This is a genomic window from Streptomyces sp. NPDC018947 (assembly GCF_044390505.1).
In the GTDB taxonomy this organism is placed as follows: Bacteria; Actinomycetota; Actinomycetes; order Streptomycetales; family Streptomycetaceae; genus Streptomyces.
The window spans coordinates 54045-79090 of the sequence record NZ_JBIRZD010000010.1 but is presented as its reverse complement, the minus strand read 5'-3'; the positions used below and the strand labels follow the sequence as shown (position 1 = coordinate 79090).

Here is a 25046-nt window from a genome sequence, read left to right as displayed (position 1 = left end):
GGCCGAGGACAGGGTCATCGGCGTCCTGCCATCCACCCCGCACACCTTCTTCACACGCTCTGCGGCTCGCCCCGCCGGGGGGCGAGCCGCAGCTCAGACGCGCGTTCGAGACCGGCGCTCAGATGCGGGCGAAGCCCTGCTCGATGATGTCGAGGCCCTCGTTCAGCAGGTCCTCGCCGATCACCAGCGGCGGCAGGAAGCGCAGCACGTTGCCGTAGGTGCCACAGGTCAGGACCAGCAGGCCCTCGGCGTGGCAGGCCTTGGCGAGCGCGGCGGTCGCCTCGGGGTGCGGCTCCTTGGTCGCGCGGTCCTTGACCAGCTCGATGGCGATCATCGCGCCGCGGCCGCGGACGTCGCCGATGATGTCGAACTTCTCGGCCATGGCGCCGAGGCGGGCCTTCATGATCGCCTCGATGTTCTTCGCCTTGGCGTTGAGGTCCAGCTCCTTCATCGTCTCGATGGCGCCGAGCGCACCGGCGCAGGCCACCGGGTTGCCGCCGTAGGTGCCGCCGAGGCCGCCGGCGTGCGCGGCGTCCATGATCTCGGCGCGGCCGGTGACGGCGGCCAGCGGCAGACCGCCCGCGATGCCCTTCGCCGTCGTGATCAGGTCCGGGACGATGCCCTCGTCCTCGCAGGCGAACCACTGGCCGGTGCGGCAGAAGCCGGACTGGATCTCGTCGGCGACGAAGACGATGCCGTTGTCGGCGGCGAACTGGCGGACCGCCGGCAGGAAGCCCTTGGCCGGCTCGATGAAGCCGCCCTCGCCGAGCACCGGCTCGATGATGATCGCGGCCACGTTCTCGGCGCCGACCTGCTTGGTGATCTGCTCGATGGCCTGCGCGGCGGCCTCCGGGCCGGCGTTCTCCGGGCCGGTCGGCCAGCGGTAGCCGTAGGCGACCGGCACGCGGTACACCTCGGGCGCGAACGGACCGAAGCCCTGCTTGTACGGCATGTTCTTCGCCGTCAGCGCCATCGTGAGGTTGGTGCGGCCGTGGTAGCCGTGGTCGAAGACGACGACGGCCGACCGCTTGGTGTAGGCACGGGCGATCTTGACGGCGTTCTCGACGGCCTCGGCACCGCTGTTGAACAGGGCCGACTTCTTGGCGTGGTCGCCCGGCGTCAGCTCGGCCAGCGCCTCGGCGACGGCCACGTAGCCCTCGTACGGCGTGACCATGAAGCAGGTGTGCGTGAAGTCGGCGAGCTGCGCGGACGCGCGGCGCACCACGGCCTCGGCGGAGGCGCCGACGGAGGTCACGGCGATGCCGGAACCGAAGTCGATCAGGCTGTTGCCGTCGACGTCCTCGATGACGCCGCCGCCGGCGCGCGTGACGAAGACGGGCAGAGTGGAGCCCACGCCCTGCGCGACCGCGGCGGTCCGGCGGGCCTGCAGCTCCTGCGACTTCGGGCCGGGAATGGCGGTGACGACGCGGCGCTCCTGCGGAAGTGCGGTCATGGGGGCTCCTGTGGATCTTTTCGGACTCTTGCCTTCTTTTTCGCAGGCTAGGACCGTCGGCGAGGGGTGGGCATGCTCCATGTGGGCGTTGTCGGCGGCGCCCGTTGTCCGTGGTGGACATGTGACGGCCAGGGCGACATGGGGACACGTCGACACGGGCCCGGCCGCGTAAGCGGTGAACTCCCCTTGGGAGGGCGTTAGATTGGCTCGCTGACGGTGGACGGAGCGGCTGGTCAGGGGGCAAGGGCGATGGACAGCGACGGGATCCGGGACGCGCGGGGTACGCACGCCAGTCCTGTGCCGCGCCCGGCGGGGCCTCCCGAGGCACCCGCGGTGCCGCCGCGGCCCGCACAGGCGCCCGGCGCCCCGCAGGCGCCGGCCGTGCCCCCGCTGCCGGACGGCTCGGCGTTCCTGGCCTGGCTGCGCACCCCGCGTCCCGAGTCGCTGCCCGGCGTGTGGCGCTTCGGGCACCGGCCCCGGCCCGAGGAGGAACCCGAGCGGATCCCGGCACGCCAGCTCCTGAGCGGGGCGCTGATCGCCTTCCTCGTCGGCTGGCTGATCTGGTCGCTGTTGTGGAACGGCTACCTCGGCGGCTGGTGGCTGCTCCCCCTCTACGCGATGATCCCGGACTCCTGGGCCGAGCCCCACAGCTTCGGCGCCGTCGTCGCCGTCTACGCCTACTACGCCCTGGTCGCCGGGATCATCATGGTGGGCGTCGGCCGTCTGGGCCGCTGGGGTGAGATCTGGAGCCGTTACGGACCCCCCGCCTGGCGGCGGGCCGCCCCCGGCGGCGGGCCGCCGCCCGCCCCCGAGGAGGACCCCGCCGCCTGGCCCGCGCTGCGCGCCGCCGGTGCCGTCGACGCCGCCGAGCGGCTCGCCGCCGACGCCCGCTCCGGGCTGATGCGCGACGTGGACCACGCCCGCATCTCCCGCGCCTGGCAGGGCGTGGCACGCGGCCGGCACAGCCTCGCCACCTTCACCGGCGCGGTGCTCCGCCACGGCGCCGGAGCCTGCCCGCACCCCTCGGGCGCCCGCGACCTGCCCTCCCGCCAGGCGCGGCACGACCTGGTCACCGGGCAGGTGCGGATCGGCACCACCGCCGACGACCCCCGCAACCCCTACGCCTACCGCGGCACCGGCCTCGCCCTCGGCCCCGAACTGCTCGGCACCTCTCTGCTCGCCGTCGGACCGGCCGGCTCCGGCAAGACCGGCGCCGTCGTGCGGCCGCTCGCCGAGTCGCTGTGCCTGCACGCCCTGGCCGGCCGGGCCGCCGTCGTCGTGGTCGGCGCGGCGGGCGCGGGGATCGGCCAGGCCGACGCATACGACGTCGTCGTCCGCGTCGGGAACCCGGACTCCGTCTACGACCTCGACCTCTACGGCGGCACCACCGACCCCGACGAGGCCGCCGCCGTGCTCGCCGAGGCGCTCGTCGGCGACCTCGCCGACCCGCACCCGGGCAGCGACAGCCGCCGCTCCACCACCGTCCTCGCCCAGCTCCTCGGCCCGTTCCGCGCCGTGCACGGCCGCTTCCCCGGCGTCCCCGAGCTGCGGCAACTCCTCGACGGGGCGCCCGGGCCGCTGGCCGAGCTGCGCCAGGGGCTCCAGGAGACCGGGCAGGAGTCCCTGCTGCGCGAACTCGACGCCCGCGAGCGGCAGATGGGGCACCCGGGCGACGTGGGCGGCGTCCTGGCCGACCGGGTGGCGCTGCTGGACCGGCCCGCCTTCGCCTCCTTCTTCGACACCTCGGGACAGTCCCGGCCGTTCTCCCTCAAGGCCCTCGACCACCCGGTGCGGGTCCGCATCGACCTGCCCGAACGCGGCCACGCCGACGCCTCCCGGATCCTGGCCCGCCTGGTGCTCGCCCAGTTCACGGCGAGCGTGTCGGTACGGGAGGACCGGTCGCTGTTCGCCTGCCTGGTGCTGGACGACGCGAGCGGTGTGATCACGCCGGAGGCCGTCCGGGGCGTCCAGCGGCTGCGCTCCGCGGGCGCCGGGGTGGTCCTGACCCTGCGCACCCTGGACGACGTACCGCGTCCGCTGCGCGGGCCGCTGCTCGGCGCCATCGGGTGCCGGATGGCGCTGTCCGGGCTCACGCCCTGGGACGGACAGGACTTCGCCGAGGTGTGGGGCAAGGAGTGGACCGAGGCGCGGGACGTCACCGACCGGCAGATCATCGCCGAGACCCCGGCCGGCAAGGCCGTCCACGTGCTGCGCCGGGTGATCACCGGCAAGGCGCCCACCGCCCGGGCGGTCACCGTGCGGCAGGTCGAGCGGGAACGGTGGTCGGCGTCCGAGCTGGCGCACGCCGTGCCGGCCGGGCACGCGGTCCTGTCCCTGACCACCGTGGGCGGGGAGCACGCGCCGCCGCTGCTGGTGGATCTGCGGGGCTGAGGGCACCGGGTCGCGAGGTGCCCACGCGATCGTACGGTGAGGCAGAATCGACACAGGCCGTTCATACGCGGCGGCCAAAAGATCAGAGATTCCCCACCGTCCTCGCACACCTGACGCAGATCTGAAGGCCCCATGCCCCCGACGCTCGCCTCGCTCGTCCACCACTCCGCGCTCAAGCTCACGGTGCGCGCGGGTGAGGACCGCCTCGACAGGCCCGTGCGCTGGGCCCACTCGAGCGAGCTCGCCGACCCGGTGCCCTACATGGAGGGCGGGGAACTCCTCCTGATCACCGCGCTCAAGCTGGACGCCGAGGACCCGGCGGCGATGCGCCAGTACGTGAAACGGCTGGTCGGGGCCGGCGTGGTGGGCCTCGGGTTCGCCGTCGGCGTCCACTACGACGACATCCCCGAGGCGCTGGTCGAGGCGGCGCGCACGGAGGGGCTGCCGCTGCTGGAGGTCCCGCGCCGCACCCCGTTCCTCGCCATCAGCAAGGCCGTCTCCGCCGCCATCGCCGCCGACCAGTACCGGGCGGTCACGGCGGGCTTCGCCGCGCAGCGCGAGCTGACCAGGCAGGCGCTGACCGGCGGACCCGAAGGGCTGCTGGCCGCGCTGGCCGCCCAGGTCGACGGCTGGGCTGCGCTGTACGACACCGCGGGTGCCGTCGTCGCCGCGGCGCCCGAGTGGGCGGGCCGCAGGGCGGCACGGCTCACCGCCGACGTCCAGCGGCTGCGCGAACGTCCCGCACCGGCGTCCGCCGTGGCCGGCGGCACGGACGACGCCGAGCACCCCGAGAACGCCGACCGGGTCGAGCTGCACTCCCTCGGCACCTCCCGCAAGGCCCGCGCGGCGCTCGCCGTCGGCACCGCCGCGCCCCTCGGCACCGCCGAGCGCTACGCCGTCCACTCGGCCATCGCCCTGCTGACGCTCACCACGGAGCGCTCCCGCTCCCTGCACGCCGCCGAGCAGCGCATCGGCGCGGCCGTCCTGCGGATGCTGCTCGCCGGTGAACCCGACCACGCCCGCGCGGTCGCCGGGGACCTGTACGGCGGCCTGCTCGACGCGCCCTTCCGGATGATCGTCGCCGAGGCGGCCTCGGCCTCCGCCGCCCGCGCGCACCCCGCACCGCCCGCGCGGGTGCCCACCGCCAAGACCTCGGCGGCCGCCCTGGCGGCGGCGGACACCGACGGCGACCCGCTGGGCGCCCTCGCCGAGATCGTCGAGTCGGCCGCGGCCCGGGCCGGCGAGGCGGTCCTGGTCGTGCCCGAGGGGGAGCGGCTGGTCGTCCTCGCCACCGACGAGGGCGCGGCCGTCGCCGCCTGCGCCGCCTACGCGTCGGCCCTGGAGGGGGCCCGTGCGGCGCGGGAACCGCTCGCGGCGGGCGACGAGGAGCGGCTGGTCGTCGGCCTGTCCGCGCCGTCCGGGCCCATCGCCGCGTCCGCCGCCTACAAGCAGGCCGAGCAGGCCCTGTCGGTGGCCCGCCGGCGCGGACGCGTCTGGGTCGAGCACGAGCACCTGGCGGCCGGCTCGGTGCTCCCGCTGCTCGCCGACGACGCGGTACGCGCCTTCGCCGACGGCCTGCTGCGGGCCCTGCGCGACCACGACGCCACCGGCCGCGGCGACCTGGTGGAGTCCCTGCGCGCCTGGCTCTCCCGCCACGGCCAGTGGGACGCGGCGGCGGCGGACCTCGGCGTCCACCGCCACACCCTGCGCTACCGGATGCGGCGCGTGGAGGAGATCCTCGGCCGTTCCCTGGACGACCCGGATGTGCGGATGGAGCTGTGGCTGGCGCTGAAGGCGACGTCGCCGGAGTGACACCCGCGCGCTGAGCCGGGCGGGCACCGCACCCCGCCAATCCGTCGAACCCCTCGCCCCCACCAGTACGTCCCGGACAAGCGCCGGCCGCCGCACGCCGCCCTACCGTGGACTGCGCACACCCCGTACACACACCCAACGCGGAAGGGCCGGGACTCCACTATGACTTCCACCCACGCCTTCTGGCTCGCCGGCCGCCAGGCCACCGGCGAGGCCACCTTCGACGTCACGTCCCCGTGGGACGGCCGCACCGTCGCCACCGTGAGCCAGCCCACCGACGCCCAGGTCGAGGAGGCCGTGGCCGCCGCGTACGCCGTGCGGGACGCGTTCGCCGCCACCCCCGCCCACGTCCGCGCCGCCGCGCTGGACCACGTCAGCCGGCGCCTGGTGGAGCGCACCGAGGAGATCGCGCAGCTCATCTCCGCCGAGAACGGCAAGCCGATCAAGTGGGCCCGTGGCGAGGTCGGCCGCGCCGTGTCCGTCTTCCGCTTCGCGGCCGAGGAGGCCCGCCGCTTCAACGGCGGCGAGGCCCAGCGCCTGGACACCGACGCGGGCGGCCAGGGCCGGCTCGCCCTCACCCGCCGCTTCCCCAAGGGCGTCGTCCTCGGCATCGCGCCGTTCAACTTCCCGCTGAACCTGTGCGCCCACAAGGTCGCCCCGGCGATCGCGGCCGGCGCCCCGATCATCCTCAAGCCGGCCCCCGCCACCCCCCTCTCCGGACTGATCCTCGGTGAGCTGCTCGCCGAGACCGAGCTGCCCGCCGGCTCCTGGAGCATCCTCACGGTGCCCAACGACCGCATGCCCGCGCTGGTCAAGGACGAGCGCCTGCCGGTCATCTCCTTCACCGGCTCGGAGACGGTCGGCTACGCGATCATGGACTCGGTGCCGCGCAAGCACTGCACCCTGGAGCTGGGCGGCAACGGCGCGGCCGTCGTCCTCGCCGACTGGGCGAGCGACGAGGACCTCGACCGGGCCGCGGGCCGCATCGCCACGTTCTCCAACTACCAGGGCGGCCAGTCCTGCATCTCGGTGCAGCGCGTGATCGCCGACGCCGCGGTCTACGACCGTCTGCTGCCGCGCATCGTCGCCGCGGTGGAGGCCCAGGTCACCGGTGACCCGAACGACGACGCCACCGACGTCGGCCCGCTGGTCAGCGAGGCCGCCGCCGAGCGCGTGGAGTCCTGGGTCGACGAGGCCGTCGCCGCGGGCGCCAAGCTCCTCACCGGCGGCAAGCGGGACGGCGCCACGTACGCGCCGACCGTGCTGACCGACCTGCCGGCCGACGTCACCCTCGCCTGCGAGGAGGTCTTCGGTCCGGTCCTGAGCGTGCAGAAGGTCGACGGCGAGGCCGAGGCGTTCGCCGCGGTCAACGACTCCAAGTACGGCCTGCAGGCGGGCGTGTTCACCCACGACCTCGAGGCCGCCTTCCGCGCCCACCGTGCCCTGGAGGTCGGTGGCGTCGTCATCGGCGACGTCCCCTCCTACCGCGCCGACCAGATGCCGTACGGCGGTGCCAAGCAGTCCGGCGTGGGCCGCGAGGGCGTCAAGTACGCGATGGACGACTACACCTACGAGCGCGTCCTGGTCCTCACGGGCCTCGCGCTCTGACCCACCCCGGAAGGCAACCGGCCCGAGCCCACTGTGCGGGGGCTCGGGCCGGCTGTGGTTTCCCCGTACGGGATCCCGCGGACCGATGAGTTCCGCTCCCGTGTGCCGTCCACCTGAGGAGCGGCTTCCCGCGCCCGCGGGAGAGGCCGCGGGACGAGAGGACGCGGACCATGTGCACCGGGGACCGAAGAGAGGGTGAGCGCCACCCTCGTCGTCGCCGCGCCCGCCGCGACGGTGTTCGCGGTGCTCGCGGATCCGGCGGCCCACCGCGCGATCGACGGCACCGGGTGGGTCCGGGAAGCCGTCGACCCGGCACCGCTCACCGAGGCGGGGCAGATCTTCCGGATGGCCATGTACCACCCCGGCCACCCGGACGGTGACTACCGGACCGTCAACAAGGTGCAGGTGTTCGATCCTCCCCGTGCCCTCGCATGGCTGACCGGGCGGGAGCTGGACGACGGCCGGTTCGAGTTCGGCGGCTGGCTCTGGCGCTACGACCTGGTGCCGCTCGGCCCGGCCGGGACCGAGGTCACCCTCACCTACGACTGGTCGGCCGTCCCGCGGTTCGTCCGGGAGCGGGGCATCCGCTTCCCCCCGTTCGGCCCGGACCACCTCACCGACTCCCTGCACCACCTGGCCCGACTCGCCACGGGACACCCCGGCACCCCCTCGGCACAGCCCTGGCGACCGCCCACGGCACTCACGCCCGCCTACCGCCTCCCCCGCCCCGCCTCCGGCGCCGACCGCGGACGCGGCTCTCCGCCGAACGGCCGCACGAGGGGTGGTGGCGTCGCCCGGGAAGGGGTACACACGATCGAGTAGCACCGACTCGTCACATACGCCCGCGAGTTCGCGCATGCGCGGCTTCAGGGGCGTATCCCCCTTCGATGCCGATTCGCGGCGAGGTGAGCCTCATGTCCGCTCCACCCACCCCCTCCTCCCGACCCACCGTCACCGAACGTGAGGCCCGCCAGGTGGCGGAGGCTGCCCGGGAACAGGACTGGCGCAAGCCCAGCTTCGCCAAGGAGCTGTTCCTCGGCCGCTTCCGCCTCGACCTCCTCCACCCGCACCCGGTCCCGGCCGACGAGGACGTCCAGCGCGGCGAGGAGTTCCTCGCCAAGCTCCGCGACTTCTGCGAGACGAAGATCGACGGGGCCGTGATCGAGCGCGACGCCCGCATCCCCGACGACGTGATCACGGGGCTGAAGGAACTGGGCGCCCTCGGCATGAAGATCGACACGAAGTACGGCGGCCTCGGCCTCACCCAGGTGTACTACAACAAGGCCCTCGCCCTGGCCGGCTCCGCCAGCCCCGCGATCGGCGCGCTGCTCTCCGCCCACCAGTCGATCGGCGTGCCGCAGCCCCTGAAGATGTTCGGCACCCAGGAGCAGAAGGACACGTTCCTGCCGCGCTGCGCCCGCACCGACATCTCGGCGTTCCTGCTGACCGAGCCGGACGTCGGCTCCGACCCGGCCCGCCTCGCCACCACCGCCGTCCCGGACGGCGACGACTACGTCCTGGACGGCGTGAAGCTGTGGACGACCAACGGCGTCGTCGCCGACCTGCTGGTCGTCATGGCCCGGGTGCCGAAGTCCGAGGGCCACCAGGGCGGCATCACCGCCTTCGTGGTGGAGGCCGCCTCCGAGGGCATCACCGTCGAGAACCGCAACGCCTTCATGGGCCTGCGCGGCCTGGAGAACGGCGTCACCCGTTTCCACCGCGTCCGCGTCCCCGCCGCCAACCGCATCGGCCCCGAGGGCGCCGGCCTCAAGATCGCCCTCACCACCCTGAACACCGGCCGCCTCTCGCTGCCCGCCATGTGCGCCGGCGCCGGCAAGTGGTGCCTGAAGATCGCCCGCGAGTGGTCGGCGGCCCGCGAGCAGTGGGGCAAGCCGGTCGCGCTGCACGAGGCCGTCGGCTCCAAGATCTCCTTCATCGCGGCCACCACCTTCGCCCTCGAGGCCGTCCTGGACCTCTCCTCCCAGATGGCCGACGAGGACCGCAACGACATCCGCATCGAGGCCGCCCTCGCCAAGCTGTACGGCTCGGAGATGGCCTGCCTGATGGCCGACGAACTGGTCCAGATCCGCGGCGGCCGGGGCTTCGAGACGGCCGCCTCCCTCGCCGCCCGAGGCGAGCGCGCCGTCCCCGCCGAGCAGCTCCTGCGCGACCTGCGCATCAACCGCATCTTCGAGGGCTCGACCGAGATCATGCACCTGCTGATCGCCCGCGAGGCCGTGGACGCCCACCTCTCGGTCGCCGGCGACCTGATCGACCCCGACAAGTCCCTGTCCGACAAGGCGCGGGCCGGCGCGCAGGCGGGCGTCTTCTACGCCAAGTGGCTGCCGAAGCTCGTCGCCGGACCCGGCCGCCTCCCGCTCTCGTACGGCGAGTTCCACCCCGCGGGCCACGTGGACCTCTCCACCCACCTGCGCTACGTCGAGCGCGCCGCCCGCAAGCTCGCCCGCTCCACCTTCTACGCCATGTCCCGCTGGCAGGGCCGCATGGAGACCAAGCAGGGCTTCCTGGGCCGCGTCGTCGACATCGGCGCCGAGCTGTTCGCCATGAGCGCGGCCTGCGTGCGCGCCGAGCACCTGCGCGCCCGGGGCGAGCACGGCCGCGAGGCCTACCAGCTCGCCGACGCCTTCTGCCGCCAGGCCCGCATCCGCGTCGAGGAACTCTTCGGCCGCCTGTGGACCAACACCGACGACCTCGACCGCAAGGTCGTCAAGGGCGTGCTCGGCGGCGCCTACACATGGCTGGAACAGGGGGTCGTCGACCCGTCGGGCACCGGCCCGTGGATCGCGGACGCCACTCCCGGCCCCAGTACCAAGGCGAACGTCCACCGTCCCATCCGCTGACCCCCGCCCGTCCCGGCCGCCCGGGAAGCGCCGCGACCGCCCCCGCGACACCCGCCCGAGGGACGCGCTGTCCTGCCGGAGGGCGGTTGCGGCAACAATGGGGGGATGAGCGACAGTCCAGCCCCCCTCGCCGACCCGCACCTCGTCTACGACCCCGTGGCGGGCGACGGCCCGAAGGACGTGGTGATCCTCGGCTCCACCGGGTCGATCGGGACCCAGGCCATCGACCTCGTGCTGCGCAACCCGGACCGCTTCCGGGTCACCGCCCTGTCCGCCAACGGCGGACGGGTCGCCCTCCTCGCCGAGCAGGCGTACCGGCTGAAGGCACGGACCGTCGCCGTGGCCCGCGAGGACGTCGTACCGGCCCTGCGGGAGGCGCTCGCCGCCCAGTACGGCGCGGGCCGGGCGCTGCCCGAGATCCTCGCCGGACCGGAGGCGGCCACCCAGGTCGCCGCCTCCGACTGCCACACCGTCCTCAACGGCATCACCGGCTCCATCGGCCTCGCGCCGACCCTCGCCGCCCTGGAGGCGGGCCGCACCCTCGCGCTCGCCAACAAGGAGTCGCTCATCGTCGGAGGCCCCCTGGTCAAGGCCCTCGCCAAGCCCGGGCAGATCATCCCGGTCGACTCCGAGCACGCCGCCCTCTTCCAGGCGCTCGCCGCCGGCACCCGCGCCGACGTGCGCAGGCTGGTCGTCACCGCGTCCGGGGGGCCCTTCCGCGGCCGGACGAGGGAGCAGCTCGCGGCCGTCACCGTCGAGGACGCCCTCGCCCACCCCACCTGGGCCATGGGCCCCGTCATCACGATCAACTCCGCGACCCTCGTCAACAAGGGCCTGGAGGTCATCGAGGCGCACCTGCTGTACGACATCCCCTTCGACCGCATCGAGGTCGTCGTGCACCCCCAGTCGTACGTTCACTCGATGGTGGAGTTCACCGACGGATCGACCCTGGCCCAGGCGACGCCCCCCGACATGCGCGGCCCCATCGCCATCGGCCTCGGCTGGCCCGAACGCGTCCCCGACGCCGCCCCCGCCTTCGACTGGAGCAAGGCCTCGACCTGGGAGTTCTTCCCGCTCGACAACGAGGCCTTCCCCTCGGTGAACCTGGCACGCCACGTCGGGGAGCTCGCGGGCACGGCCCCGGCGGTGTTCAATGCCGCCAACGAGGAGTGCGTCGAGGCCTTCCGGGCCGGCGCGCTGCCGTATCTCGGGATCATGGAGACCGTCACGCGGGTGGTCGAGGAGCACGGCACCCCCCGTACGGGAACCTCGCTCACCGTCGCGGACGTCCTCGAAGCGGAGACCTGGGCGCGGACCCGGGCCCGGGAACTGGCGGCACAGACGGCGGAGGCCCGTGCATGACGACCCTGATGTTCATCCTCGGCATAGTCGTCTTCGCGGTCGGCCTGCTGTTCTCCATCGCCTGGCACGAGCTGGGCCACCTGTCCACGGCCAAGATGTTCGGCATCCGCGTGCCGCAGTACATGGTCGGGTTCGGGCCGACGATCTTCTCGCGGAAGAAGGGCGAGACCGAGTACGGGGTCAAGGCCATCCCCTTCGGCGGCTACATCCGCATGATCGGCATGTTCCCGCCCGGCCCCGACGGACGGATGGAGGCCCGCTCCACCTCGCCCTGGCGCGGCATGATCGAGGACGCCCGCTCGGCGGCCTTCGAGGAACTGCGGCCCGGTGACGAGAAGCGCCTGTTCTACACGCGCAAGCCGTGGAAGCGCGTCATCGTCATGTTCGCCGGCCCGTTCATGAACCTGATCCTCGCGGTGGTGCTGTTCCTCACCGTCCTCATGGGCTTCGGCATCTCCCAGCAGACCACCACGGTCAGCTCCGTCTCGCAGTGCGTCATCGCGCAGAGCGAGAACCGCGACAAGTGCACCGACGCCGACAAGCCGTCCCCGGCCGCGGCCGCCGGCCTGAAGCCGCGCGACAAGATCGTCTCCTTCGACGGCGTCCGCACCGACAACTGGGACAAGCTGTCCGACCTGATCCGCGCCAACCCCGGCGAGACCGTGCCGATCGTCGTCCAGCGCGGCGGCGAGGAGGTCACCCTCCACGCCCACATCGCCACCAACCAGGTCGCCAAGAAGGACTCCCACGGCCAGATCGTCCAGGGCGAGTACGTCAACGCCGGCTTCCTCGGCTTCAGCGCCGCCACCGGAGTGGTGAAGCAGGACTTCGGCGAGTCCGTGACCTGGATGGGCGACCGCATCGGCGACGCCGTCGACTCCCTCGCCGCCCTGCCCGGCAAGATCCCCGCCCTGTGGGACGCCGCCTTCGGCGACGGACCCCGCGAGGCCGACTCCCCGATGGGCGTCGTCGGCGCTGCCCGGGTCGGCGGCGAGATCGCCACGCTCGACATACCGCCCACCCAGCAGCTCGCCATGTTCGTCATGCTGGTCGCCGGCTTCAACCTCTCCCTGTTCCTGTTCAACATGCTCCCGCTGCTGCCGCTCGACGGCGGCCACATCGCGGGCGCCCTGTGGGAGTCGCTGCGCCGGGCCGTGGCCAGGGTGCTGCGCCGGCCCGACCCGGGCCCGTTCGACGTGGCGAAGCTGATGCCGGTCGCGTACGTGGTCGCGGGCGTGTTCGTCTGCTTCACCCTGCTCGTGCTGGTGGCGGACGTCGTCAACCCGGTCCGGATCAGCTAGTGGACCGATGACGCGACGAGAAGCCCGGTCCCGGGCCGTGTCCCCGCGGACCGGGCTTCCCGCATCCGGCGCGGCAACCGGACGCCGACGGGCGGACCCGCCGCACACCGTGTGCCGGACGTTCGGGTCCGTGCCGTAATCTCGAATGCCGGAGCCCGCCGCGGGCCGGACCTTGATCCACGACTTGGGGTTGCACAGCAGATGACTGCGATTTCTCTCGGCATGCCGTCCGTTCCGACCACGCTCGCCGAACGCCGCAAGAGCCGGCAGATCCAGGTCGGGTCCGTGGCGGTGGGCGGCGACGCGCCCGTGTCGGTGCAGTCGATGACCACCACCCGGACCTCCGACATCGGGGCGACGCTCCAGCAGATCGCCGAGCTGACGGCGTCCGGCTGCCAGATCGTGCGGGTGGCCTGTCCCACCCAGGACGACGCCGACGCCCTCCCCGTGATCGCCAAGAAGTCGCAGATCCCGGTGATCGCCGACATCCACTTCCAGCCCAAGTACGTCTTCGCCGCCATCGAGGCGGGCTGCGCCGCGGTCCGGGTGAACCCGGGCAACATCAAGCAGTTCGACGACAAGGTCAAGGAGATCGCCCAGGCGGCCAAGGACCACGGCACCCCGATCCGCATCGGCGTCAACGCGGGCTCCCTGGACCGCCGCCTGCTCCAGAAGTACGGCAGGGCGACCCCCGAGGCCCTCACCGAGTCCGCACTGTGGGAGGCGTCCCTCTTCGAGGAGCACGGCTTCCGGGACATCAAGATCTCCGTGAAGCACAACGACCCCGTCGTCATGGTCGAGGCCTACCGCCAGCTCGCCGCCCAGTGCGACTACCCGCTGCACCTCGGCGTCACCGAGGCCGGTCCCGCCTTCCAGGGCACCATCAAGTCCGCCGTCGCCTTCGGCGCCCTGCTCTCCCAGGGCATCGGCGACACCATCCGCGTCTCCCTCTCCGCCCCGCCGGTCGAGGAGATCAAGGTCGGCATCCAGATCCTGGAGTCGCTGAACCTGCGCCAGAGGGGCCTGGAGATCGTCTCCTGCCCCTCCTGCGGCCGCGCCCAGGTCGACGTCTACAAGCTCGCCGAGGAAGTCACCGCCGGCCTGGAGGGCATGGAGGTCCCGCTGCGCGTCGCCGTCATGGGCTGCGTCGTCAACGGCCCCGGCGAGGCCCGCGAGGCCGACCTCGGCGTCGCCTCCGGCAACGGCAAGGGCCAGATCTTCGTCAAGGGCGAGGTCATCAAGACCGTCCCCGAGTCCAAGATCGTGGAGACCCTCATCGAGGAGGCCATGAAGATCGCCGAGCAGATGGAGAAGGACGGCGTGGCCTCCGGCGAGCCGTCGGTGGCGGTGGCGGGCTGAGATCTCCGGCACCTGGCGGCCGGCCCCGGACGAGCGGCCGCCGGAACGCGGGGCGACGCCGCTCGGCTTCCGCGGGTACAGTGCCCAGATCAGCAGATCTTAGGGTGAGGCCCCGCACGTGTTGACGCAGACCACCTCCCGCGTGCTCGAACCGAGCGACCTGGACGCCGCGCTCGCCGTCCTCGACCGCGAGCCCGTCGCCAACGCCTTCGTGACCGCGCGGGTCCAGGTCGCCGGCCTCGACCCGTGGCGGCTCGGCGGCGAGATGTGGGGCTGGTACGAGGACGGCATGCTGACCTCGCTGTGCTACGCGGGCGCCAACCTCGTCCCCATCTGCGCCACTCCCCGCGCCGTCCGCGCCTTCGCCGACCGCGCCCGGCGGGCCGGCCGCCGCTGTTCCTCGATCGTCGGCCCCGCCGAGTCCACCGCCCAGCTCTGGCGGCTCCTCGAACCCGGCTGGGGCCCCGCCCGCGAGATCCGCGGCCGCCAGCCCCTCATGGTCACCGACCGCATGCCCGCCGACGTCGCCCCGGACCCCCGCGTCCGCCGCGTCCGCAAGGACGAGATGGAGCGGATCATGCCGGCGTGCGTGGCCATGTTCACCGAGGAGGTCGGCGTCTCCCCGCTGGCCGGCGACGGCGGCCTGCTCTACCAGGCCCGGGTCGCCGAACTCGTCGGCGCCGGACGCTCCTTCGCCCGCTTCGACGCCGACGGCAAGGTCGTCTTCAAGGCCGAGATCGGCGCCGCCACCGACCGCGCCTGCCAGATCCAGGGCGTCTGGGTGGCCCCCGAGTACCGCGGGAAGGGCCTCGCCGCACCGGGCATGGCGGCCGTCCTGCGCTACGCGCTCGCCGACGTGGCCCCCGTGGTGAGCCTCTACGTGAACGACTTCAACACCGCGGCCAGGCGCACGTACCGCAGGGTCGGCTTCCAGGAGGTCGGTTCCTTCATGAGCGTGCTGTTCTGACCCCGGCACACAGCCGCGTCCCCCCTGTAGGCTCCCCGCCATGGACCTCGTCATCGGCCCCCTGGACCTGTCGGCCCACGTCGACGAGGCCCTCGCCGTCCAAGCCGCAGCCTTCGGCCTCAGCCCCGACGAGGTGGCCGTCCGCCGCCAGATCGTCCTGCGCCACATGACCTACCGCGGCGCCCGCGCCCTCGGCGCCACCACCCCCGGGGGCGACCTCGTCGGCTTCGTCTACGGCATGCCCAACGACCGCGCCCACTGGTGGTCCACCGTCGTCGAGCCCTACCTCCGCGCCCGGCACAACGACGAGTGGCTCGACGACTCCTTCGTCATCACCGAGCTCCACGTCCACCCCGCGCACCAGAACCGCGGTGTGGGCCGCTCCCTGATCACCTCCCTCACGGACACCGCCGCCGAACCCCGCTCGATCCTCTCCGCGATCGACACCGAGAGCCCCGCCCGCGGCCTCTACCGCTCCCTCGGCTACACCGACCTCGCCCGCCGGGTCGTCTTCCCCAGCGCCCCGAGGCCCTACGCCGTGATGGGCGCCCGCCTCCCGCTGCGCAGGCCATAACGATTTCCGCCGGGATGGGCCGCCCGGCTAACCTCCTAGCCATCACCCTTACGCAGCAGGAGAACGAGAACCATGGCCAACGCACCGGTCCAGCGCATGTCGAAGTTGATGGCGAAGACGCTGCGCGACGACCCGGCGGACGCCGAGGTCCTCAGCCACAAGCTGCTGGTCCGCGCCGGGTACGTGCGCCGCACCGCCGCCGGCCTGTGGAGCTGGCTGCCGCTGGGCAAGAAGGTCCTCGGCAACATCGAGCGCATCGTCCGCGAGGAGATGGACGCCATCGGCGCCCAGGAAGTGCAGCTCCCCGCCCTGCTGCCGCGCGAGCCGTACGAGGCCACCGGCCGCTGGGAGGAGTACGGCCCCGAGCTGTTCCGCCTCCAGGACCGCAAGGGCGGTGACTACCTCCTCGGCCCCACCCACGAGGAGATCTTCACCCTGCTGGTGAAGGACCAGGCGTCCTCCTACAAGGACCTGCCGGTCATCCTCTACCAGATCCAGAACAAGTACCGCGACGAGGCCCGCCCCCGGGCCGGCATCCTGCGCGGCCGCGAGTTCCTGATGAAGGACTCCTACTCCTTCGACGTCGCCGACGAGGGCCTCGCCGAGTCCTACGCCCTGCACCGTGCCGCCTACCAGCGCATCTTCGAGCGCCTCGGCCTCGACTACCGCATCTGCGCGGCCACCGCCGGCGCCATGGGCGGCTCCAAGTCCGAGGAGTTCCTCGCGCCCGCCGAAGCCGGCGAGGACACCTTCGCGGACTGCCCGAACTGCGACTTCGCCGCCAACACCGAGGCGATCACCTACGCGCTGACGCCGGTGGACGCGTCGGACGTGCCCGCCGCCGAGGACATCCCCACCCCGGACACCCCGACCATCGAGACCCTCGCCGCCTCCCTCGGCGTCCCGGCCTCCGCCACCCTGAAGAACCTGCTCGTCAAGGTGGACGGCGAGATCGTCGCCGTGGGCGTGCCCGGCGACCGCGAGGTCGACATGGACAAGGTCGAGGCCCACTTCGCCCCGGCCGCCGTCGAACTGGTCACCGCCGAGGACTTCGTCGGCCGCCCCGACCTGGTGCGCGGCTACGTCGGCCCGCAGGGCCTGGGCGAGAAGGTGAAGTACATCGCCGACCCGCGCGTGGCGCCGGGCACGGCGTGGATCACGGGCGCCAACAAGGAGCACACCCACGCCAGGAACGTCGTCGCGGGCCGTGACTTCGAGGTCGGCGAGTACGTCGACGTCGTCGTCGTCCGGGACGGCGACCCCTGCCCGAAGTGCGGCACCGGTCTCAAGCTGGACCGCGCCATCGAGATCGGCCACATCTTCCAGCTCGGCCGCAAGTACACCGACGCCCTCAAGCTGGACGTCCTCGGCCAGAACGGCAAGCCGGCCCGCGTGACCATGGGCTCCTACGGCGTCGGCGTCTCCAGGGCCGTCGCCGCCCTCGCCGAGCAGCACGCCGACGAGAAGGGCCTCGTCTGGTCCAAGGAGGTCGCCCCGGCCGACGTCCACGTCGTCGCCGCCGGCAAGGCCCTGCAGACCGAGCTGGCCCTCGAGGTCTCCGACAAGCTGGCCGCCGCCGGCGTCCGCGTCCTGGTCGACGACCGGGCCGGCGTCTCCCCGGGCGTCAAGTTCACCGACGCCGAGCTGATCGGCGTCCCGCAGATCCTGGTCGCCGGCCGCCGCTCCGCCGAAGGCGTGGTCGAGCTCAAGGACCGCCGCACCGGCGAGCGCGAGGAGCTGACGGTCGACGAGGCCATCGCCCGCCTGACCGCCTGATCCACCGCACAGGGGCGCCCGCTGTCAGCGGGCGCCCCTGTGGCGTACCCGGGCGCCGCGCCCCTACAGCCAGCCCGCGAACTCCAGCAGCAGCTCGGCGTCCCGCTCCCGGCCCACCCGGTGGGCCCGCACCCCCGACTCGACCGCCCGGAACAGCGTCCAGCCGCGCAGCCGCTCCTGGTCGACCTCCAGCGACTCCGCGAGCCGCTTCACCCGCCGCCGGGTCGTCGAGGCACCCGACGGCTGCGCGATGAGGTCCTCCACCCGGTCCCGCACCAGCCGCGCCAGATCGAAGGCGCTCTCGCCGACCACCGGGTCCGGCCCCACGGCCAGCCACGGCATCCGGTCCCCGGCGAGCACCTTGCTCTGCCGGAACGTTCCGTGCAGCAGCCGCTGTTCGGGCGGCGCGGCCAGCAGCTCCTCGCGGGCCGCGAGCGCCGCGTCCACCAGCGCGGCCACCTCCGGCTCGGCCTCCGCGACCGCCCGCATGGCCTCCGCCTGCCGCCCCGTCCGCTCGGCCACGGTCTCGAACGCGTGGCCGGCGGGCGGCTCCACCCACAGCCGCCGCAGCGTGCCCGCCGCCTCCAGCAGCGCCTTCGACTCGGGCAGCGACCGCACCGAGACGTCCGGGTGCAGCCGCTCCAGCAGCAGCGCGCCCTCCGGCAGGTCCCCGCCGAGCAACTGGACGGCGCCCAGCCCGCCCCAGTGGGCGAGCGCGGCCCGCTCGCTCCCGGGCCGTGCCCGGGGCGGCGCCAGCTTGAGCACCGCCGGGGTCCCGTCGGCCGTGTGCACCAGAACCACCAGACTGCTGCGCCCGCCGGGCACCTGCACCCGCTCGACGGTCGCCCCGCACAGCGCCACGGCCCGCTCCGCCGTCCGCGGCAGCTCCTCCAGCCAGTCGTCACCGTCCGGTGCCGTCTCACCGAGCGCCTTCACCAGGCGCCGTGGCGGTTCGAAAGCCATGCGCGAGCCGTTCCCTTCCCGTACGGGCCCTCCCGTACGTGTCACGCGGTGGGTGTCGCCGAGGCCGACGGAGTGCCGGCCCGCTCGGCGAGCCCAGGGAAGGCTACGCTCCCGCCGCGCCAGCGCACGGCCCGGACCGCGGCCTCCCGCAGCGCCTGGGCCGCCGTGGCCCGCACGCCGCCCCCGGCCGCCCGCACCAGGTCGGAGTAGACCCCGGCCACCCCGTCCTCCAGCTCGGCCGCCAGCCGCACGGCCGCCGGCGCGTCCGGCACCGCGAACGGCAGCGCGTACCCGGCCGCCGCCGCGACGGGCCTGCCGCCCGCGTCCGTCACCGCGCGCGCCAGCACGTCCCGCCGGGCCCGGTGGGCGTCGTACGCCTGCCGGGCCTCGGCGCGCCGGTCCTCGCCGATCCGCCCGCCGACCACCCCGTAGCCGTAGACCGCCGCGTGCTCGGCCGCCAGCGCCGCCTGGAGGGCGTCCAGCTCCCGGTCCTTCGCCTCGCTCACCCGTCACCCTCCGTCAGCAGAAACACATGTGCCGCCCCGGCCGCGGACACCGAGGCCAGCAGCCGGGCCGATTCGCCCGGCACGTCCAGCAGTTCCCCGGCCCGCCGGTCGGCCAGTTCGCGCTCGGCGGCGGCCAGCGCGGCCAGGGCGTCCTTCTCGCTCACCGGCACGCCACCGGAGCCGTCGCCCGGCCCGGCGGCCCGCGCGGACTGCGACGGCGACGCCTCGGCGGAGGCGTCCGGCGCCCCGCCGAACGCCTCCGTGTGCCGTACGACCTCGTCCCGCAGCGGCCGCAGCCGCCCGGCCAGTCCCGGGTGTGCGGTGATCACCGCGTCGTACCGCGCGGCCAGCGCCGCGCTGTCGCGTGCCGCACGCGCGCGCACCCGCTCGGCGGCCGGGGGAGTGCCGCCCGAACTGCCGGAACCGGAACCGCCGGTACAGCCGGCGAGCAGGAAGGCCCCGGCGGCCGAGGCGAGCAGGCTCCTTCGGCGTGGCCCCGAGGGCACGCGCGGAGATGAGGGGAACGACACGGCAGACGTCCTCGGCAGACTCGTACGGAAGCGACGGGCGAGCGAGGGCGCGCAGCGGGAAGAGCGGGGACCAGCGGCGCGGCACGCCCGTGATCACGGTACCGGGGCCCCGGCCGGGCACCACTCAGCGGCACCGCCGCTCCCGGGTGGACGGCAACACCCCCCGGGACCGGATACCCTTTGACCAGACACGCGACCCATCCCACAACAGCACACGCGGCCGAGGAGTCACCCGGATGAGCACCACCCAGAGCGAGAGGCTGCGAGAGCTGCTGGAGCCGCTCGTCACCTCCCAGGGTCTGGACCTCGAAGAGATCGCCGTGGACTCGGTCGGACGCAAGCGTGTGCTGCGTGTCGTCGTCGACTCCGACTCCGGTGCGGACCTGGACATGATCGCCGATGTGAGCCGCGCGCTCTCGGCGAAGCTCGACGAGACCGACGCGATGGGCGAGGCGGAGTACACCCTCGAGGTCGGAACCCCGGGCGCGGAGCGCTCCCTGACCGAGCACCGCCACTACGTGCGGGCCGTGGACCGCCTGGTGCGCTTCCAGCTCCACGAGGGCGGCGAACTGGTCGCCCGCATCCTCGGCGTGGACGCCGAGGGACTCGACCTCGAGGTGCCCGGAGTGAAGGGCCGCAGGGCCACCACCCGCAGACTCGCCTTCGGCGACATCGACAAGGCGCGCGTCCAGGTCGAGTTCAACCGCAAGGACAAGCAGGACATGCAGGACCAGAAGAACCTGACGGAAGAGGAGGAGGCGTAGCCGTGGACATCGACATGAGCGCCCTGCGGGGCTTGGTACGGGAGAAGGAGATCTCCTTCGACCTGCTGGTCGAGGCGATCGAGGCGGCCCTCCTCATCGCCTACCACCGCACCGAGGGAAGCCGTCGGCACGCGCGCGTGGAGCTCGACCGGGAGACCGGGCACGTGACCGTGTGGGCGAAGGAGGACCCCGCCGACCTCGAGGAGGGGCAGGAGCCCCGCGAGTTCGACGACACCCCGTCCGACTTCGGCCGTATCGCCGCCACCACCGCCAAGCAGGTCATCCTGCAGCGGCTGCGCGACGCCGAGGACGACGCGACGCTCGGCGAGTACGCCGGCCGTGAGGGCGACATCGTCACCGGCGTGGTCCAGCAGGGCCGCGACCCGAAGAACGTGCTCGTCGACATCGGCAAGCTGGAGGCCATCCTGCCGGTGCAGGAGCAGGTGCCGGGCGAGAGCTACCCGCACGGCACGCGGCTGCGCAGCTACGTCGTCCGGGTGGCGAAGGGCGTGCGCGGCCCGTCGGTGACGCTCTCGCGCACCCACCCGAACCTGGTGAAGAAGCTGTTCGCCCTGGAGGTGCCGGAGATCGCCGACGGGTCCGTCGAGATCGCCGCGATCGCCCGCGAGGCCGGCCACCGCACCAAGATCGCCGTGCGGTCCACCCGCTCGGGCCTCAACGCCAAGGGTGCCTGCATCGGCCCCATGGGCGGCCGGGTGCGCAATGTGATGGGCGAGCTGAACGGCGAGAAGATCGACATCGTCGACTGGTCGGACGACCCGGCCGAGATGGTGGCGAACGCGCTGTCGCCGGCCCGCGTCTCCAAGGTGGAGGTCGTGGACCTGGCCGCCCGCTCGGCCCGCGTGATCGTGCCCGACTACCAGCTCTCGCTGGCGATCGGCAAGGAGGGCCAGAACGCCCGGCTCGCCGCCCGGCTGACCGGCTGGCGCATCGACATCCGGCCCGACACCGAGCAGCCCGCGGAGTAGGGCGTTCCCGCTCCGGGGAGCGGGAACGGGGGAATAGATCCAAGCCGCCGGTCGCTGAGATCACGACAGGTTCGCGCGCGGCAACTGTTCGATTCTTGCCCCAAAGGGGTGAGGTCGGTCCGGGGAGGTAGACTGAGGAGTGTCTGGCCGGACACCTACCCGTGCACGCCCTGAGCGCACCTGCGTGGGGTGCCGGGAGCGAGCGGTCAAGAGCGAGCTGCTGCGGACCGTGGCGATCGAGGACGAGTGCGTCCCCGACATACGCGGTACGCTGCCCGGCCGGGGTGCGTACGTGCACCCCGCCACGGTCTGTGTCGACCAGGCAGTGCGTCGCAAGGCGTTCCCGCGGGCGCTCCGCGTCCCGGGTCCGCTCGACGTAAAGGCGTTGCGCCGCTACGTCGAGCAGGCACAAGGTTGCTGAAAGCACCCTGTGAGCAACGTGGCAAGGCAAGACGTGCCGCACGGAACCCCGTGCGGTCTGGTACCTCGCGAGTCGAAAGCAGGTCGAGATTGCGATGAGCACTCGATGAGTACGCGATGAGTACGCCCATGAACTAGCGACGGTCCGGACGCAACCCGGACCTCAGAGGAGCGAAGTGGCTAAGGTCCGGGTCTACGAACTCGCCAAGGAGTTCGGTGTCGAGAGCAAGGTCGTCATGGCCAAGCTCCAGGAACTCGGTGAATTCGTCCGTTCGGCGTCTTCGACCATCGAAGCGCCCGTAGTACGCAAGCTGACAGACGCCTTCCAGCAGGGCGGTGGCAACGGCAGGTCCGCCAAGCCCGCCCCGCGCAAGTCTGCCCCCAGGCCCGCCGCGCCCTCTCCGGCGCAGGCTGCGGGCACCTCCCGTGCCGTGCCGGCCGCGCCGCGCCCGGCCGCACCCAAGCCCCCGGCCGCGCAGCAGCCCGAGGCTCCGTCGGCGCCCGCGCCGGCGGCTCCGGGCCCGCGTCCCACGCCGGGCCCCAAGCCGGCCCCGCGCCCGGCTCCGGCCGCGCCGGAGTTCACCGCGCCGCCGGCCTCTCCCGCCGCTCCGGCGCCGTCCGGCCCCAAGCCCGGCGCGCGTCCCGGTGCCCCGAAGCCCGGCGGCCGTCCCGCCGGTCCCGGTCAGGACCGCGGTCCCCAGGGCGGCCAGGGCCGTCCCGGCGGCCAGCGTCCCGGTGCCCCGGCACAGCGTCCCGGCGGCCGTCCCGGCGGTCCGCGTCCGGGCAACAACCCCTTCACCTCCGGCGGCAACGCCGGCATGGCGCGCCCGCAGGCGCCCCGCCCGCAGGGCGGCCCGCGCCCCGGTGGTCCCGGTGCCCCCGGCGCCGGTCCCCGTCCGCAGGCTCCCGGGCAGGGCGGCGGTCCGCGTCCCCAGGCTCCGGGCGGCAACCGCCCGACCCCGGGCTCGATGCCGCGTCCGCAGGGCGGTCCCGGCGGTCCCCGTCCCGGCGGCCCGCGTCCCAACCCCGGCATGATGCCGCAGCGTCCCGCTGCCGGCCCGCGTCCCGGCCCCGGCGGCCGCGGTCCGGCCGGTGCCGGTCGTCCCGGCGGCGGCCGTCCGGGCGGCGGCGGCTTCGCCGGCCGTCCCGGTGGCGGCGGCGGTGCCGGTCGTCCCGGTGGCGGCGGCGGTTTCGCCGGTCGTCCCGGTGGTGGCGGCGGCTTCGCCGGCGGCGGTGGCCGTCCCGGCTTCGGCGGCCGTCCCGGCGGTCCCGGTGGCCGTGGTGGCACGCAGGGCGCCTTCGGCCGTCCCGGCGGTCCCGCGCGTCGTGGTCGCAAGTCGAAGCGGCAGAGGCGCCAGGAGTACGAGGCCATGCAGGCCCCGTCGGTCGGCGGCGTGATGCTGCCTCGCGGCAACGGCGAGACCATTCGCCTGTCGCGCGGTGCGTCGCTCACCGACTTCGCGGAGAAGATCAACGCCAACCCGGCGTCGCTCGTCGCGGTCATGATGAACCTCGGCGAGATGGTCACCGCGACCCAGTCCGTCTCCGACGAGACGCTCCAGCTCCTCGCGGGCGAGATGAACTACGAGGTTCAGATCGTCAGCCCGGAGGAGGAGGACCGCGAGCTTCTCGAGTCCTTCGACCTGGAGTTCGGCGAGGACGAGGGCTCCGAGGAGGACCTGGTCGTCCGTCCGCCGGTGGTCACCGTCATGGGTCACGTCGACCACGGCAAGACCCGACTGCTCGACGCCATCCGCAAGACGAACGTCATCGCGGGCGAGGCCGGCGGCATCACCCAGCACATCGGTGCCTACCAGGTCGCGACCGAGGTCAACGACGAAGAGCGCAAGATCACCTTCATCGACACCCCGGGTCACGAGGCGTTCACCGCCATGCGTGCCCGTGGTGCCCGGTCGACGGACATCGCGATCCTGGTCGTCGCGGCCAACGACGGCGTCATGCCGCAGACGGTCGAGGCGCTCAACCACGCCAAGGCGGCCGACGTCCCGATCGTCGTCGCGGTCAACAAGATCGACGTCGAGGGCGCCGACCCGACCAAGGTGCGCGGTCAGCTCACCGAGTACGGCCTGGTGGCCGAGGAGTACGGCGGCGACACGATGTTCGTCGACATCTCCGCCAAGCAGGGTCTGCACATCGACTCCCTGCTGGAGGCCGTGGTCCTCACCGCGGACGCCTCGCTCGACCTGCGGGCCAACCCGAACCAGGACGCGCAGGGCATCTCGATCGAGTCCCGTCTCGACCGCGGCCGCGGTGCCGTGGCGACGGTCCTCGTCCAGCGAGGCACGCTGCGGGTCGGCGACACGATGGTGGTGGGCGACGCCTACGGCCGCGTGCGCGCCATGCTCGACGACAACGGCAACAACGTCGCCGAGGCCGGTCCGTCGACGCCGGTCCAGGTCCTGGGCCTGACCAACGTCCCGGGCGCCGGTGACAACTTCATCGTGGTCGAGGAGGACCGTACGGCCCGCCAGATCGCGGAGAAGCGCGCCGCCCGCGAGCGGAACGCCGCGTTCGCCAAGCGCACGCGCCGCGTGTCGCTGGAGGACCTGGACAAGGTGCTCAAGGCCGGCGAGGTCCAGCAGCTCAACCTGATCATCAAGGGTGACGCTTCCGGTTCCGTCGAGGCCCTCGAGTCCTCGCTGCTCCAGCTCGACGTCGGCGAAGAGGTCGACATCCGCGTCCTGCACCGTGGTGTCGGTGCGGTCACGGAGTCCGACATCGACCTGGCGATGGGCTCCGACGCCATCGTGATCGGCTTCAACGTGCGCGCCGCCGGGCGTGCCGCGCAGATGGCCGAGCGCGAGGGTGTGGACGTCCGGTACTACTCGGTCATCTACCAGGCGATCGAGGAGATCGAGGCGGCCCTCAAGGGCATGCTCAAGCCGGAGTACGAAGAGGTCGAGCTCGGTACGGCGGAGATCCGCGAGGTCTTCCGTTCGTCCAAGCTGGGCAACATCGCGGGTGTCCTCATCCGCTCCGGCGAGGTCAAGCGCAACACCAAGGCGCGCCTCATCCGCGACGGCAAGGTCATCGCGGAGAACCTCAACATCGAGGGTCTGCGTCGCTTCAAGGACGACGTCACCGAGATCCGCGAAGGCTTCGAGGGCGGTATCAACCTCGGAAACTTCAACGACATCAAGGTCGACGACGTCATCGCGACGTACGAGATGCGCGAGAAGCCGCGGGTGTGACACCCGGCTGCTCCGGCCGGCCGACGGGATCCGTCCCGTCGGCCGGCCGGCCGCTGTTCTGCGGCATCCCGCCGCGGCGGCCGGCGGGGGAAAACCCCGTCGAGCCACCGGCCGGATCGGGGTACCGTTCTTGATGTCCCTGCCCGCACCGACGGCAGGGCCATCGATCCCGTACCGGCGGGTCATCCGGACACACAC

General features: G+C 73.2%; 19 protein-coding genes. 15 read left to right on the top strand and 4 right to left on the bottom strand.

Translation table 11 applies throughout. From position 1 onward, the window contains the following. Positions 1-118 precede the first annotated feature (118 nt). Entirely contained in the window at positions 119-1453 is a 1335-nt protein-coding gene (gene gabT, locus ACH499_RS20015) for a 4-aminobutyrate--2-oxoglutarate transaminase (protein ID WP_356200857.1), read from the bottom strand. 249 nt (positions 1454-1702) lie between these two features. On the opposite strand from gabT, the gene ACH499_RS20010 reads away from it, so the two are divergent. From ACH499_RS20010 to ACH499_RS19960, 11 genes are all read left to right on the top strand, one after another. Further along, on the top strand, positions 1703-3844 hold the full coding sequence (locus ACH499_RS20010) for an ATP-binding protein (RefSeq protein ID WP_399017288.1): 2142 nt from the start codon (positions 1703-1705) through the stop codon (positions 3842-3844). Positions 3845-3976: 132 nt separating this feature from the next. After that, on the top strand, positions 3977-5656 hold the full coding sequence (locus tag ACH499_RS20005; RefSeq protein ID WP_399017286.1) for a PucR family transcriptional regulator: 1680 nt from the start codon (positions 3977-3979) through the stop codon (positions 5654-5656). Between the two features lie 162 nt (positions 5657-5818). Then, positions 5819-7264 carry an aldehyde dehydrogenase family protein gene (locus ACH499_RS20000; protein ID WP_356200862.1) on the top strand — a complete coding sequence of 482 codons (1446 nt, stop codon included), beginning with the start codon at positions 5819-5821 and terminating at the stop codon, positions 7262-7264. Between the two features lie 195 nt (positions 7265-7459). Then, the gene (locus ACH499_RS19995; RefSeq protein WP_399017284.1) at positions 7460-8086 is read left to right on the top strand and encodes a polyketide cyclase; all 627 of its coding nucleotides are present in this window, start codon (positions 7460-7462) and stop codon (positions 8084-8086) included. A 92-nt stretch (positions 8087-8178) separates the two neighbouring features. Next, a complete protein-coding gene (locus ACH499_RS19990) occupies positions 8179-10125 on the top strand; it encodes an acyl-CoA dehydrogenase family protein (protein ID WP_356200866.1) in 1947 nt (648 codons plus the stop codon). A 105-nt stretch (positions 10126-10230) separates the two neighbouring features. Further along, positions 10231-11487 carry a 1-deoxy-D-xylulose-5-phosphate reductoisomerase gene (gene dxr / locus ACH499_RS19985; protein ID WP_399017282.1) on the top strand — a complete coding sequence of 419 codons (1257 nt, stop codon included), beginning with the start codon at positions 10231-10233 and terminating at the stop codon, positions 11485-11487. 8 nt (positions 11488-11495) lie between these two features. Further along, a complete protein-coding gene (locus ACH499_RS19980) occupies positions 11496-12788 on the top strand; it encodes a site-2 protease family protein (protein ID WP_356200949.1) in 1293 nt (430 codons plus the stop codon). Between the two features lie 201 nt (positions 12789-12989). Then, on the top strand, positions 12990-14147 hold the full coding sequence (gene ispG / locus ACH499_RS19975; RefSeq protein ID WP_356200869.1) for a flavodoxin-dependent (E)-4-hydroxy-3-methylbut-2-enyl-diphosphate synthase: 1158 nt from the start codon (positions 12990-12992) through the stop codon (positions 14145-14147). A gap of 118 nt (positions 14148-14265) precedes the next feature. Continuing rightward, positions 14266-15114: a GNAT family N-acetyltransferase gene (locus ACH499_RS19970; RefSeq protein WP_356200870.1), complete on the top strand. Its 849-nt coding sequence runs from the start codon at positions 14266-14268 to the stop codon at positions 15112-15114. A gap of 40 nt (positions 15115-15154) precedes the next feature. After that, on the top strand, positions 15155-15688 hold the full coding sequence (locus ACH499_RS19965; RefSeq protein WP_356200872.1) for a GNAT family N-acetyltransferase: 534 nt from the start codon (positions 15155-15157) through the stop codon (positions 15686-15688). A 72-nt stretch (positions 15689-15760) separates the two neighbouring features. Further along, positions 15761-17464 carry a proline--tRNA ligase gene (locus tag ACH499_RS19960; protein ID WP_399017279.1) on the top strand — a complete coding sequence of 568 codons (1704 nt, stop codon included), beginning with the start codon at positions 15761-15763 and terminating at the stop codon, positions 17462-17464. Between the two features lie 63 nt (positions 17465-17527). Here the strand turns inward: ACH499_RS19960 and ACH499_RS19955 are convergent, their stop codons facing one another. From ACH499_RS19955 to ACH499_RS19945, 3 genes are read right to left on the bottom strand one after another with little or no spacing between them, the layout of a single operon-like run. Then, on the bottom strand, positions 17528-18427 hold the full coding sequence (locus ACH499_RS19955; RefSeq protein WP_399017277.1) for an aminoglycoside phosphotransferase family protein: 900 nt from the start codon (positions 18425-18427) through the stop codon (positions 17528-17530). A gap of 41 nt (positions 18428-18468) precedes the next feature. After that, on the bottom strand, positions 18469-18933 hold the full coding sequence (locus ACH499_RS19950) for a ferritin-like domain-containing protein (RefSeq protein ID WP_399017275.1): 465 nt from the start codon (positions 18931-18933) through the stop codon (positions 18469-18471). After that, positions 18930-19463 (bottom strand): hypothetical protein, encoded by a 534-nt coding sequence (locus tag ACH499_RS19945; RefSeq protein WP_399017274.1) that lies wholly within the window; start codon positions 19461-19463, stop codon positions 18930-18932. Before ACH499_RS19945 ends, ACH499_RS19950 begins: the two co-directional genes overlap by 4 nt. 236 nt (positions 19464-19699) lie before the next feature. Here ACH499_RS19945 and rimP point away from each other — a divergent pair, with 236 nt between their 5' ends. From rimP to infB, 4 genes are all read left to right on the top strand, one after another. Then, complete coding sequence (rimP, locus tag ACH499_RS19940) at positions 19700-20227, top strand: ribosome maturation factor RimP (RefSeq protein WP_356200879.1); 528 nt, start codon at positions 19700-19702, stop codon at positions 20225-20227. Between the two features lie 2 nt (positions 20228-20229). After that, the gene (gene nusA / locus ACH499_RS19935) at positions 20230-21216 is read left to right on the top strand and encodes a transcription termination factor NusA (protein ID WP_356200880.1); all 987 of its coding nucleotides are present in this window, start codon (positions 20230-20232) and stop codon (positions 21214-21216) included. Between the two features lie 139 nt (positions 21217-21355). Next, entirely contained in the window at positions 21356-21637 is a 282-nt protein-coding gene (locus ACH499_RS19930; RefSeq protein ID WP_356200882.1) for a YlxR family RNase P modulator, read from the top strand. A 175-nt stretch (positions 21638-21812) separates the two neighbouring features. Then, on the top strand, positions 21813-24848 hold the full coding sequence (infB, locus tag ACH499_RS19925) for a translation initiation factor IF-2 (protein WP_356200884.1): 3036 nt from the start codon (positions 21813-21815) through the stop codon (positions 24846-24848). Positions 24849-25046 lie beyond the last annotated feature (198 nt).

Coding starts and splice junctions, on each gene's coding strand:
- gabT (WP_356200857.1), bottom strand. CDS start 1,453: ATGACCGCACTTCCGCAGGAGCGCCGCGTCGTCACCGCCATTCCCGGC.
- ACH499_RS20010 (WP_399017288.1), top strand. CDS start 1,703: ATGGACAGCGACGGGATCCGGGACGCGCGGGGTACGCACGCCAGTCCT.
- ACH499_RS20005 (WP_399017286.1), top strand. CDS start 3,977: ATGCCCCCGACGCTCGCCTCGCTCGTCCACCACTCCGCGCTCAAGCTC.
- ACH499_RS20000 (WP_356200862.1), top strand. CDS start 5,819: ATGACTTCCACCCACGCCTTCTGGCTCGCCGGCCGCCAGGCCACCGGC.
- ACH499_RS19990 (WP_356200866.1), top strand. CDS start 8,179: ATGTCCGCTCCACCCACCCCCTCCTCCCGACCCACCGTCACCGAACGT.
- dxr (WP_399017282.1), top strand. CDS start 10,231: ATGAGCGACAGTCCAGCCCCCCTCGCCGACCCGCACCTCGTCTACGAC.
- ACH499_RS19980 (WP_356200949.1), top strand. CDS start 11,496: ATGTTCATCCTCGGCATAGTCGTCTTCGCGGTCGGCCTGCTGTTCTCC.
- ispG (WP_356200869.1), top strand. CDS start 12,990: ATGACTGCGATTTCTCTCGGCATGCCGTCCGTTCCGACCACGCTCGCC.
- ACH499_RS19965 (WP_356200872.1), top strand. CDS start 15,155: ATGGACCTCGTCATCGGCCCCCTGGACCTGTCGGCCCACGTCGACGAG.
- ACH499_RS19960 (WP_399017279.1), top strand. CDS start 15,761: ATGGCCAACGCACCGGTCCAGCGCATGTCGAAGTTGATGGCGAAGACG.
- ACH499_RS19955 (WP_399017277.1), bottom strand. CDS start 18,427: ATGGCTTTCGAACCGCCACGGCGCCTGGTGAAGGCGCTCGGTGAGACG.
- rimP (WP_356200879.1), top strand. CDS start 19,700: ATGAGCACCACCCAGAGCGAGAGGCTGCGAGAGCTGCTGGAGCCGCTC.